The organism is Streptomyces sp. NPDC043427 (genome assembly GCF_056436655.1).
Map to the genome: position 1 here is coordinate 63,904 of NZ_JBWKCC010000037.1, position 11,655 is coordinate 75,558.

At 70.8% G+C, this 11,655-nt stretch carries 13 protein-coding genes; 5 read left to right on the forward strand and 8 right to left on the reverse strand.

Annotated features, from left to right (window positions below; all coding sequences use genetic code 11):
• Positions 1-139: 139 nt before the first annotated feature.
• Entirely contained in the window at positions 140-670 is a 531-nt protein-coding gene (locus AC067M_RS39600) for a putative immunity protein (protein WP_478701855.1), read from the reverse strand.
• Positions 671-1,034: 364 nt separating this feature from the next.
• Here AC067M_RS39600 and AC067M_RS39605 point away from each other — a divergent pair, with 364 nt between their 5' ends.
• The gene (locus AC067M_RS39605) at positions 1,035-2,087 is read left to right on the forward strand and encodes a LacI family DNA-binding transcriptional regulator (protein ID WP_478701856.1); all 1,053 of its coding nucleotides are present in this window, start codon (positions 1,035-1,037) and stop codon (positions 2,085-2,087) included.
• A 7-nt stretch (positions 2,088-2,094) separates the two neighbouring features.
• Here AC067M_RS39605 and AC067M_RS39610 read toward each other — a convergent pair whose 3' ends face one another.
• Together AC067M_RS39610 and AC067M_RS39615 are read right to left on the reverse strand one after the other, a co-directional pair.
• Positions 2,095-2,961: an MFS transporter gene (locus tag AC067M_RS39610; protein ID WP_478701857.1), complete on the reverse strand. Its 867-nt coding sequence runs from the start codon at positions 2,959-2,961 to the stop codon at positions 2,095-2,097.
• 12 nt (positions 2,962-2,973) lie between these two features.
• The gene (locus AC067M_RS39615; protein WP_478701858.1) at positions 2,974-4,359 is read right to left on the reverse strand and encodes a pyridoxal phosphate-dependent decarboxylase family protein; all 1,386 of its coding nucleotides are present in this window, start codon (positions 4,357-4,359) and stop codon (positions 2,974-2,976) included.
• 168 nt (positions 4,360-4,527) lie between these two features.
• Here AC067M_RS39615 and AC067M_RS39620 point away from each other — a divergent pair, with 168 nt between their 5' ends.
• Both AC067M_RS39620 and AC067M_RS39625 read left to right on the forward strand, forming a co-directional pair.
• The gene (locus AC067M_RS39620) at positions 4,528-5,010 is read left to right on the forward strand and encodes a MarR family winged helix-turn-helix transcriptional regulator (RefSeq protein WP_478701859.1); all 483 of its coding nucleotides are present in this window, start codon (positions 4,528-4,530) and stop codon (positions 5,008-5,010) included.
• Between the two features lie 107 nt (positions 5,011-5,117).
• A complete protein-coding gene (locus tag AC067M_RS39625; protein WP_478701860.1) occupies positions 5,118-5,480 on the forward strand; it encodes a response regulator in 363 nt (120 codons plus the stop codon).
• A 179-nt stretch (positions 5,481-5,659) separates the two neighbouring features.
• On the opposite strand, the gene AC067M_RS39630 is transcribed toward AC067M_RS39625, so the two are convergent.
• Complete coding sequence (locus tag AC067M_RS39630; protein WP_478701861.1) at positions 5,660-6,262, reverse strand: TetR/AcrR family transcriptional regulator; 603 nt, start codon at positions 6,260-6,262, stop codon at positions 5,660-5,662.
• Positions 6,263-6,351: 89 nt separating this feature from the next.
• Between AC067M_RS39630 and AC067M_RS39635 the strand changes: the two genes are divergently transcribed.
• Positions 6,352-7,491 (forward strand): acyl-CoA dehydrogenase family protein, encoded by a 1,140-nt coding sequence (locus AC067M_RS39635; RefSeq protein WP_478701862.1) that lies wholly within the window; start codon positions 6,352-6,354, stop codon positions 7,489-7,491.
• Positions 7,492-7,548: 57 nt separating this feature from the next.
• Positions 7,549-8,310, forward strand: coding sequence for an SDR family NAD(P)-dependent oxidoreductase (locus AC067M_RS39640; RefSeq protein ID WP_478701863.1), 762 nt, complete (start codon positions 7,549-7,551; stop codon positions 8,308-8,310).
• A gap of 252 nt (positions 8,311-8,562) precedes the next feature.
• Here the strand turns inward: AC067M_RS39640 and AC067M_RS39645 are convergent, their stop codons facing one another.
• From AC067M_RS39645 to AC067M_RS39660, 4 genes are all read right to left on the reverse strand, one after another.
• A complete protein-coding gene (locus AC067M_RS39645; protein WP_478701864.1) occupies positions 8,563-8,799 on the reverse strand; it encodes a hypothetical protein in 237 nt (78 codons plus the stop codon).
• Between the two features lie 190 nt (positions 8,800-8,989).
• The gene (locus tag AC067M_RS39650; RefSeq protein ID WP_478701865.1) at positions 8,990-9,298 is read right to left on the reverse strand and encodes a hypothetical protein; all 309 of its coding nucleotides are present in this window, start codon (positions 9,296-9,298) and stop codon (positions 8,990-8,992) included.
• Between the two features lie 382 nt (positions 9,299-9,680).
• The gene (locus AC067M_RS39655; RefSeq protein WP_478701866.1) at positions 9,681-10,673 is read right to left on the reverse strand and encodes an alpha/beta hydrolase family protein; all 993 of its coding nucleotides are present in this window, start codon (positions 10,671-10,673) and stop codon (positions 9,681-9,683) included.
• Positions 10,670-11,590 carry a zinc-binding dehydrogenase gene (locus tag AC067M_RS39660; protein WP_478701867.1) on the reverse strand — a complete coding sequence of 307 codons (921 nt, stop codon included), beginning with the start codon at positions 11,588-11,590 and terminating at the stop codon, positions 10,670-10,672. The genes AC067M_RS39655 and AC067M_RS39660 overlap by 4 nt, the downstream gene beginning before the upstream one ends.
• Between the last annotated feature and the right edge of the window lie 65 nt (positions 11,591-11,655).

Here is an 11,655-nt window from a genome sequence, read left to right on the forward strand (position 1 = left end):
TGTGCGGGTGGACGCGACGGTCTGGTCCAGCGAACACCGGGGACCACCGGGCGCCCATCTGCGGCACGCACTTTGCTCATCGCGCTGCTGGAGAAACTGATGGCCGACGTCCCAGCAGGGGCCAGGTCTCCGGAACACCTCAGGTGCGGAGTGCGGTGTCGAGGTCGCGCATGAGCTCTCCCACACGTCCGCCGCCGGGAGGCGTGGCGGGTAGCCGGCCGAGTACGGCGGTGACCGCCGGTGGTGCGTGATGACGCGCCCATTCAAGGGCCCCTGGGGTGACGCGCTTGTCATCCGATGCCAGCTCTTCTGCTCGTGCCGCATGTGCTGCCGCACCGAGAATGTGCTTCACCTGATGAGCGTCCGCCAGGGGATGAAGGTACGCGGCGGCGGCCGCATGGCTTGCCGCTCGTGCCGCGTCGACCGCGGCGGGGAAAGCGGCTTCTTGGGCCGCTCGGTACGCCGCCCACCCGGTCTGCCGCAGAGCCGCCGTGCGCCGACCGCCGCCGGCGAAGGCGTCGGCGGCGTCGATGGCGTCGCGTGGGCGTGGGTCAGCGGGAAGGTGCTGTTCGAAGATCGCCAGCGTCCGCCGCGCACAGTCGGCCGCGTAGCCCGTGATCTCACGAAGTTCGTGTTCGCTCAGCTCGATCTTGTCGGATTCAGTTGGCACGGCTCAATCCTGCCGCAGATCGCCGGTCGAGCGCCGGGGCACCGGGCCTTGTGGTGCCGCGATTCGAACCGGTTCGAGGGACCTGACGCCGATCCCAATCCTCCTGCAGTACCCAGCTTGCCGAGAGGCAGGGCGGCTCATCCATGGCCTGCCCATGGTCCCGTTCATGACTTCGGGTCTGTTACGAGCAGTGCGGAGGGAGGTGCTCTGACAGCTGCCCCGCTTGTTCCTGCCTTCGCTTTCAGCTAACCGGTTCGACACCCGGCTTTCGCTCCGTCATCGTTCTCTGTACTCATACGACCGGCGGCCTGCTATCTTCCGAAGCATCGAACCGGTTCGAGCAAGTTCGAGCAAGGAGTCCCTCGTGAACATCGGTGAGATCGCCAAGCGGGCCGGTGTCTCGCGGAGCACCGTGTCCTACGCGCTGAGCGGCAAGCGCCCCGTGTCGGACGAGACGCGCCGGAGGATTCAGGACGTCATCGACGAGCTGGGCTACCGGCCCAACGCCAGCGCACGTGCCCTGGCCAACGGCCGGACCAGCACGATCGGCCTGGTGTTCCCCCCGGCCGGTAACCACTACACCGGGATGCAGCTGGACTTCATCGGCAGCGTGGTGGAGGCCGCCGCGGCGTACGACTACGACGTGCTGCTGTCACCCAGCGGCGTGGACAGCGACCGTTCGTTCCAGCGGCTGCTGGGGGAGCGGAGGGTCGACGGTGCGATCCTGATGGAGATCAGGCTCCAGGACGACCGGGTCGATCACCTGGCCGCGCTGGGCTTCCCCTCCGTCGCCATCGGCCGCACCGCCCATCCCGAGGGCGGCTGGTGGGTGGGCCTGGACCACACCGCGCTGGCGGCGGCGTGCGTCCACCATCTCGCGGACCTCGGCCACCGCAGGGTCGCGTTCGTCAACCGGCCCGAGCAGCTCTTGCGGGCGGGCTACGAGTCCGCACACCGGGGACTGGACGGGTTCACCAAGGCCGCAGCCGAGCGCGGGCTCACCGTCCGCACGTACACCTGCGGGGACGATGCCGCCTCCGGCCAGGCATGCCTGGAGCGAATCCTGCTCGACGACCCGGCCACCACGGGCCTGGTCACGCTCAACGAGGCTGCGCTGGGCGGCCTCTATCGAGGGCTCACCGAGGCGGGCCGTCATGTGCCGCGCGACTTCTCGGTCACCGGGGTCGTGGCCGGCCGGTGGGCGGAGACGGTGACCCCGCAGCTCACCGCGGCGGACGTACCGGCGGAGGAGATGGGCCGTCGCGCCGTCGACCTGCTGGTCGAGCGGCTCGATCACCCCGACGCGTCCGCCCGGCACCACCTGCTCGCGCCACCGATCTCGTTGCGGTCCAGCACCGGGCCCGCCGTCGGCACATCCACTGCCGAAGCCTCGGACCCGGGCCGCGGCCCGCGTTAGCCTCCCGCTACGGCGGGCTCCGGAGGCTCGGCTGTACGGGCCAGCAGGCCGCGGCAGGCGAAGGCGACGACGGCGGCGACCAGCGCCATGCCGAAGCCGACGGCGAAGACGCCGCGCGGGCCGGCCGGTTCCATGAGCAGGCCGCCGCCTGCTGTCCGAGCGCGTCGCCCACGACGGTGGCCACGGACGCCCAGGTGAACGCCTCGGTCAGGGACCGGCTGTCCGCCACCGTACTGACCAGGGTCATCTCACTCGCGGCCATCAGCGCGATGGGTACGCTGCCCACCGCCAGCGCGAGCCCCGGCGTCAGAGGGGACGTCGCGAGCAGCGGCAGTGCCGTGCCGAGGGCGAAGGCGAGGACCAGGCGCGGGAAGCGCAGATGCACCGCCATCTGCGACTGGGAGCGGCCCAGCCACAGGGCGCCCACGGCGCTGCCCACGCCCCAGCAGGCGTACACCAGGCCGGTGCTCTCTCGCGAACCGTGTGCGTCGACGAAGGCGGGAATGGCCAGCGTCATCAGCCGGATGGGCACGGCGCAGAGCACCATCGTGCCGGTCAGCGCGAGCATCGGCCGCGACCGCAGCGGACCCAGTAGGTTGCCACGGCCGGTCCCGTCGTCCGAATCTCCGGCTGCCTCGGCTTTTGCCGCGCCGTCCGTTTCCTCCGGCACCTCGACCAAGCCCAGCCCCGTGGCGCCGACGCCGCCGATCACCGCGACGACGGTCAGCGCCCTCCCGGCGGAGCCCGTCAGCATCAGCGCCGCCAGCATCAACGGCGCCCCGATCACCAGCACTTCGGTGAGCAGCGCTTCCCACAGGTAGGCGGTGTCCCGTTCGTCGTCGCGGAGCGGCAGGCGTGCCCACAACGACCGCATGCAAGAGATCATTTACTCGATGTAAGTGGAATATATCGGGCGGGAGGTGAGCTGTTCGACCCGGTCGTGGAGGCGCTCCACGTGGTGCTCGGATTCCGGCTTCATCAGGACGCTGCGCAGGATGCGTGCGCCGTCGGCGTCCGCGGTGATTATCGGGTGGCGTGCGGCGAACGCCTCGCGGTCGGCCTTGAGGGTGCTCAGGAACACCGGATCAGCACTCGCCATGCCGTCCGCCAGGACGCGTGCCGATGCCGAGTCGACGGCGGAGAGGGTGGCGGGTTCCACCGCCGGGAAGTAGCTGACGATGTCCAACTCGGGCTGCTGGTAAAGCTCCAGGGCATCGGACGCGGTGATCAGCTCCGACCAGCGCAGGGCGGCCCGTCGGCCGGCACCCAGGACGCGGCCGAGGCCGTCGGGCGTGGGCGGGACGAGCTGGAAGGTCAGCCACAGGGCGGCGGCCGAGGCGCCGGCGCGGGAACATTCCAGGCTGATCTCGCCGAGGTGGAGCTCGGTGGAGGTGAAGTAGGTGTAGGGCGAGTCGTGGAGGTAGAAGCGGCCCACCTCCGGGTCGCGGAAGAGGACGGCGCCGCAGCCGTAGGGCTGGAGTCCGTGCTTGTGCGGGTCGATGACGACGGAGTCGCAGTGAGCGATCGCCCGCCAGGGCTCCGGGGGGAGCCCTTCGGGGCCGCCGGCTCCGGCCAGCAGGGTGAAGAAGCCGCCGTACGCCGCGTCGACGTGGAGCCGGACACCGTGACGGCCCCTGAGGGCGAGGGCGGCGTCGATCGGATCGACGGCCCCGAGACCGGTTGTCCCGGCGGTGAGGACGACCGTGCCGACGTCTCCGGTCCGAAGGACGTCCTCCAGTGCGTCGAGGTTCATGCGGCCGCGGTCGTCGGTGGGGATCGGGTGGCCCTTCATGCCGAGGACGTGGCACATGCGGCCGTGGGTGTAGTGGGCGTCGGCGCTGTAGGCGACGCCTCGGCCGGGGTGCAGCTCCCGCGCGACGAACAGGGCCTCGAGGTTGGCGATCGTGCCGCTGGTGGTGAGGTGGCCGAGGTGGGTGTCGTAGCCGAACATCGCGGCGAGCTGCGCGACGGCCTCGCGTTCCATGCGGGCGGTGGCGGGGCCGCCGTCCAGGGCGTGGTTGTTGGGGTTGATCAGCATGGCGGTGAGGTAGCCGACCACGGCGGCCGGGTGCGGGGGCTTGAGCATCTGCCCCGCGTAGTTCGGGTGGAAGAAGGGGTAGTTGTCCTTCAGCCGACCGGTGAACTCCTCGAAGGCGGCGGCGAAGCGGTCGTCCTCGACGAGGAGGGACGGGTGCCGCTCGTAGGGCCCGAAGGTGTCGGCCCACTCTTCTGTCGCGTGGTTGGCCCGGCCGAGCCAGTGCTGCAGGTCCACTGATTTCTCCCTCTCCGACCCTCTCTGGTGGGTACTGAAGTGCACTATAGGATTTCGTTGACTGCTCAGCAATTGACTGCTCAGTAATTGAGACGTTCGTAGATGAGGAAGCAGTAAAATCGGCCGACGGTCCTGGACAGGGGCCCACGGCACGAGAGGACGCAACAGGTGGATGCCGCGACTCGACAGGGCGACCAGGCCGCCCGCGCCGCCAACAGCCGGCTCGTTCACGACTTCGGGCTGCTGATCAAGGCCGCCACCCTGCTGGAACGGCGGATCGACACGGCCCTGCGGCAGGAGTGCGAGATCAGCCACACCATGTTCGAGGTCCTCATCAGGCTCTGCCGACAGCCGGACGAGGAGGTCTCGCAGCGCCGACTCGCCGACGACCTCACGCTCACCAGCAGCGGCATCACCCGTCTGATCGACCGCATGGAGGGGGCAGATCTGGTCCGACGCGTGCCGGCCCCCGGGGACCGCAGAAGTATCCTGGTCGAATCGACCGACCACGGTCATGCGGTGTTCCTGCGGGCCGCCGCTGTTCACGCACAAGTCGTCGAACGGTACTTCGTCGCGCCGGTGGCCACGGACGACTACGGACGGTTCACCGACTCGCTGAGCGAGATCCAGAAAGCCCTGCGCGACGACTGAATCCTGTCGCGCGCCGACCGCGAAACGTGGCCGAACGCTGCCCCTCCCCAGGTGTCACGCAAGATTGGCTCACTGGCGTGACGCCGGTCGGCGCACCGTCTCCCCACTTGCGGCTCTCCATCCGCCGCCTTGTGTGGTGCACCGGCCTGCTCATGCTGACCACCTTCGACCTCGACGACTACGTCTACGAGGCCCTCCAGGCCGGGGTGAGCGGGTTTCTCCTCAAGGCGGCGCCGGTGGCCGAACTCGCCCAGGCGGTACGGGTGACAGCCGCCGGCGACGCGCTGCTCGCCCCGTCCGTGACCCGCCGGCTCATCGAGGACGTCTCCCGGCGCCGCCCGGGCTCCGCGCCATACCCGCCTGCGGCTCGACGTGGGTGTGACTCCGACGCCGCCGGACAGCAAGAGGCTCTGCACGCCAAGCCCCGCTCACCCGCGTCGCCGAGGCACTGCTCGTTTCCTCCGGCCTGATCCGCCGGACAGGCTCTAGTGCTGCGACCGGAAAGGTTCACCGGCTCGCGACGCCCGGCACGGCACCTCGCCGCGTTGTCGCATCACCCGAGTACATCCAGTACGCGGGTCATGCTCCGCCTTGCGAGGCACCGCACCGGACGCCGCGAGCTTCCCGGCAAACCTTTCCGGTGACAGCACTAGCGGGCCAGACCCCGCAGCAAGAGCTCGGAGAGCTGGGCGTAGGCATCGGCGTCGCCGAGGCCCGTGGCGGCGGTGACCTGGCGCTGTTGGATGCGGACCATCACCGAGGTGATGACGTCGGCGGCGAACGCCACGTGGACGGCGCGGAACACGCCCGCCGCGACGCCTTCCTCGATCAGCTGCTCCACGCGGCGGGCGGCCGCCCGCGTGTTGCGCTCGTAGACCTCCGCGGCGGGCTCGAACCCGGCCACATCGTCGAAGAACTGCGAAGACAGCGGACCGAGTTCCGCCGCCACGGCGTGGAGATAGGCCGCCAGCCGCGCGGCCGGATCGCCCTCGGCGGCCAGGGCGGCCTCGACGCGTTCGGTGGCCCCCCGGAAGAAGTGCACCACCACGGCCCGGACCAGTTGCTCCTTGCTGTCGGCCAGCCCGTACAGGGTGCGCTTGGAGCAGTGCAGACGCGCCGCCAGATCGTCCAGGGTGAAGCGTGCGAAGCCTTCCTCGGTGAGCAGCGCCACGAGCGCCTCGAACAGCTCGGAGCGCCGGGCGGCACCCCGGCCCGTGAGCTTGGGGCTGATAGGGGCGGAGGCCTTGATCATCCGACCAGTATCCCAGGCGTCACATCACCTCCACATGCGCTACGGTAAGCGGTACTGACGTACCGCTTTGAGTACCACTTGGAGCCACCATGACGGTCGACCGCATGCTTCCCACCCAGGAGGCCGAGGACCTGATCGCCCTGACCCGCGAACTCGCCGAAAAGGAACTCGGCAAGCGGGTCGAGGAGCACGAGGCCGACGAGACCTACCCGGAGGACCTGTTCGCGGTACTCGGCCGGGCCGGGCTGCTGGGCCTGCCGTACCCGGAGGAGCACGGTGGCGGGGGTCAGCCGTACGAGGTGTACCTGCAGGTCCTGGAGGAACTGGCGAGCCAGTGGGCCGCGGTCGCCGTGGCCACCAGCGTGCACACCCTGGCCTGCCACCCCCTGCACGCCTACGGCACCCCGGCACAGCGGGAACGCTGGCTGCCCCGCATGCTGGCCGGTGAGCTCCTCGGTGGCTACAGCCTGTCCGAGCCCCAGGCCGGCTCGGACGCGGCGGCCCTGACCTGCAAGGCCGAACGCGTCGAGGACGGCTACCGCGTCACCGGGACCAAGGCGTGGATCACCCATGGCGGCAAGGCCGACTTCTACGCCCTCTTCGCCCGCACCGCGCCGGGCAGCCGCGGCATCTCCTGCTTCCTCGCCCCCGGTGCGACCGAGGGGCTCAGCTTCGGCAGGCCCGAACGCAAGATGGGCCTGCACGCCGTCCCGACCACCTCGGCCATGTGGGACGGCGCGGTCATCGACGCCGACCGGCTGATCGGCGGCGAGGGCCAGGGCCTGGAGATCGCGTTCAGTGCCCTGGACAGCGGCCGGCTGGGCATCGCCGCCTGCGCCACCGGGCTCGCCCAGGCCGCCCTGGACACGGCCGTCGCCTACGCCAACGAGCGCACCACCTTCGGCCGCAAGATCGTCGACCACCAGGGGCTGGGCTTCCTCCTCGCCGACATGGCCGCCGCGGTGGACTCCGCCCGCGCCACCTACCTGGACGCGGCCCGCCGCCGCGACTTCGGCCGCCCCTTCAGCCGTCAGGCAAGCGTCGCCAAGCTGGTGGCCACGGACGCGGCGATGAAGGTCACCACCGACGCGGTGCAGGTACTGGGGGGCTACGGCTACACCCGGGACTTCCCCGTCGAGCGCTACATGCGCGAAGCGAAGATCATGCAGATCTTCGAGGGAACGAACCAGATCCAGCGGCTGGTCATCAGCCGCCACCTCGCCGCCTGACGCACCATCAACCATGCACGCCCTAAGTCAGTTGACGGACCATCATCGAGGAGAACCATGAACCTTGCCGGAACCGCAGCGCTGGTCACCGGGGCGGCCTCGGGCCTGGGCGCGGCGACCGCAGCCGCCCTCGCCGCGCGCGGTGCCACCGTCTACGGCCTCGACCTGGACAAGGCGGTGTCCGCCGCGGGACCGCAGCCCGACGGTGTCACCCTGCTCGCCGCGGACGTCACCGAAGAGGCGCCGGTCCGCGAGGCGCTGGCCCGCGTGGACGCCGACGGCGTGGAACTGCGGCTCGCCGTCAACTGCGCCGGCATCGCCCCGTCCGCCCGCATTCTGGGCCGCTCAGGACCACACGACCTCGACCTGTTCCACACCGTGCTGAAGGTCAACCTCCTGGGCACCTTCAACGTCCTGCGCCTGGCCGCCGAGTCGATCGCCCGGCACGAGCCGGACGGAAACGGCCAGCGCGGCGTCATCGTCAACACCGCGTCGATCGCCGCGTTCGAGGGACAGGTCGGCCAGATCGCCTACTCCGCTTCCAAGGCCGGCGTCGCAGGCATGACCCTGACCGCCGCCCGTGACCTGGCCCAGCACGGCATCCGCGTGGTCACCGTCGCCCCCGGCATCGTGGACACCCCCATGATGGCCGGCTTCGGCGACGAGGTCCGGGCCGGCCTCGCCGCGAGCGTCCCCTTCCCCCAACGCCTCGCCCAGCCCGAAGAGTTCGCGCGCCTGGTCACCATGATCGCCGAGCACGACTACCTGAACGGCGAGACCATCCGCATGGACGGCGCCCTGAGGATGTCGGTCCGCTGAGCTGCGACTCGGGACGAGTACCCGACGGTTCCGGAGTCAGTCGTTGCGCCTGCGACCCGGGCGCGGAATCGGATCCGTAGCGTGAGTCGGCACGCCGAGCAGCGAGATCGGGGCTGCGTCGGATGCGTCAGGCCCGTAGGGACCCGCGCTGGGGCAGCCAAGTGACCCGATGGGACCGGCTGTCTGCAGAGGTTCCGGGGAGACCGGTTCCCACACGGCCGGCCTCCCAGGACCTCAGCAGCCGGAAGGCTGTCAACCTCCCAGGACGCCCTTGGGCAGGATGGTGTTGAGAGCCCCGCCGCCCAGGACGCCGCTCACCTGGGACATCAGGCCGCCGACAGCGTCGTCCTTACCGGCAGGGGCAGGGCCCGCTCCGGGAGCTTCGACAGCGTGGGCGCCGGCAACACCCATGGCCAGCAGCCCCGTGGTGAGCACGACGGCGGTGGCAACGCGTACCGCGGCCTGTCGGACGGGAGTGGGGTTTCGCATCGACTTGGTCCTTCCGTATGCGGGGATGGGGTGCTCGGGGGGATCGAGACCCTTTGAGCACCCCATCAACGTCCCAGCGCGCTGGAAGGTAACTGTGAGTGTCGAATGCGTGGCTTCGTACGGACCGAGGTGTGCGCTCCGTGACCGCTCTTGCGTCGGCCTGATGCACGCCCGGCGAGGGCTGCGGCTGTCACTCCGGGGCTTCGATCCAGTGCACGCACACCAGCCCCTGTCCCTCCAGCCGGTACTTGATGCAGAGTCGGCCCCGGCGCGCCTCGGGCTCCGTGTCCCGATCGCGGAACTCGGTGATGATCCGGTCGCCCTCGATCCAGGAGAATCCGTACTGCCGGGCGAAGTCGATGCCCAGCTGGCCTTCGAGCGCGAGGCTTGCCACGGCGTACCTCTCGGCGGCTTCGGGGTGCTTCCTGAACACCTCGGTGATGTCGGCGAAGAACGCGGTGTCCGACTTGGTGTCGTAGTCAGCAGCGGTCACAGCCATCTCCTCGAGCGTCGAGCGAAAGCGTGGATACGACCCTGTCTCCAGGCTGCTACGTGCCCCCGCCCGCACGCCAGTCGGGGCCCCGCCGGTGGGGGCCGTCCCGGGTTCTTGTCACGTGCCGGGGTGGAGCCCCAACCAGCCGGGGCTGGGAGCGTCTTCGACCTCACCGAAGTACAGGGTGCCGCGACGCCTGCGCGGCCCGCGACGCGCGCTGGGTCGGGCCGCTGCTCCCCGCGGCTCCGACAGCGTCGGTGCACCCCGACGAGCGCGGTGAGCGCGGCATGGCACAGGCCGTACTCCGCACCGTCGGAGCTGACGGCTGACCTCCGGCTGACCTCGGGCTGACCTCGGGCTGATGAGGACGGTCTCCCGGTGAAGCGGTTCATGTCTGTGTTTCCGTCAGGGCGTGCGCGAAGTGGTCGGCGAGGTGGGGCAGCCAGTCGGGCCGTGCGTTGCCGAGAAGGTGGTCGCCGTGGGGGACGGACAGGTAGGTGCCGTGCGGTGCCAGACGGGCGAGGGGCTCGCCGTTCGTCACGCCGGGGATGACGTCCTGGCCTCCGTCCACGACCAGGAGGGGGGCCGCGACGCGGGGCGCCAGAGCGGCGAGGTCCACGTGGTGGGCGAACTCGCGAGCGGCGTCGGGGCCTCCGGTGCGTCGGGCCATGATGTCCCGCACCGGCGGGGGCAGTTCCCCCCAGGCGAGGCGGAAGGGGCCGCTGACGGTGGCGACCGCCGCCACGCGCGGCTCCAGCGCCGCGGCCCGGGCCGCGAAGTAACCGCCCAGGCTGAGGCCGACGAGCCCGACGCGTGCGACGCCGAGGGCGTCGATGACCCGGCCCACGACCTCCTCGTAGTCCGGCCTGAGGGTCGTCGTGGCCGCGAGCACGCCCTGCCCGGGGCCGTCCATGGCGAACACGGCCAGGCCCCTGGCCAGCAGCGCGGACACCAGATCGAGGAACTCCTCCTTGGCCGAGTCCAGACCGGGGACGACGACCACGGTGCCGGGCGCGTCGACGGGCCCGCGCAGCCAGCCGGTGAATCCCTCGCCGCTCACGCGCCGGGCACCGGGCTCCAGCACAGTGAGCGCCGTGGCCAAGGCGTGGTCCGCCTCGGCGGCGGCACGAAGTGCCTCCGCGTACGGCGCGAGTGTGGCGAGGTGGAACCATCGCGCTGCCATGAGCAGGTACTCGCCGGCCGAGACGGACGATTCCGCGTCCTGCGCGCGCTCGAGGTAGCCGTGGCCGGTGCGCAGGAAGGACGGTCCCCAGTCGGCGACGGAGGTGAGGCCATCGGTGACACGCCGGTACTCGTGGGGGTCGACGCCCGCGCCGGTGGCGCGCGTCCACTGGGCGGTGGCGAACTCGGAGACGCTCATCGCGCTCCTCCCGTCAGCAGGACGGCCTTGCCGCGGATCCGGCGCTCGCGCAGGTCGACCAGAGTGCCGGCGGTCTCCACCCAGCCGGCGATCCGGCCGATCTCCGGGTGCAGCTGCCCTCGTTCCACGAGCCTCACCAGAACCTCCAGATCAGAGCCGTAGGGGGCGTCGGCGTAGTGGAAGTGCTGGATCGTGGCGCGCTCAGGGCCACCGAGCAGTTGGAAGAAGTCGAGGGTGACCGGGGTGCGGCTTGCCTGGCCGAACCAGACAAGGGTGCCGCCCGGGCGCACCTTCGACAGCGCGAGTGGCAGCTCCGGCCCGCCCGTGGATTCCAACACCACGTCGAACGGCCCTTGAGCCGCCGCGACCTCGTGCACCACCTCGGCTCCCAGCTCCGCGAGTCGCTCGCCGCGCACCGGTGTGGCCGTCACCGCGGTCAGCTCGGCCCCGGCCCGCACGGCCAGTTCGGTGACGTAGTGGCCGACCCCGCCCGAGGCGCCGGTCAGCAGCACCCGTCGGCCGACCAGAGAACCGGCCGTACGCAGCAGGCGCAGGGCGGTGATCCCGGCCAGGGGCAGGGCCGCAGCCCGGACGTGGTCGATGCTGTCCGGGAGCACCGCGAGCGAGTGCGTGGGTACGGCGGCGTACTCGGCCCAGCCGCCTTGTGCGGGATGCCCGACCACGCGGGTGCCGATGCCGGGGCCCGAGCCGTCGGCTGCGGCCTGTACGACGAGCCCTGCGATGTCCTTGCCGGGCAGCGCCCCTGGGCGGGGGTGTTCGAGGAGGAATGTCTCACCCCGGTTCGGCGCGAACGCCTCGACCTTGATCAGTGCCTCACCCGGCTCCGGGACGGGCTGGGGGGCCTCGGCGAAGGCGACCGGACGCGCCGCTTTCCCCGTGGGAATCAGTCTTTGCATGCCGAAGATGCAACCCCGCGACCCCACCGGCGATCCAACAACGAACAAGCAAGACCGACAACTTC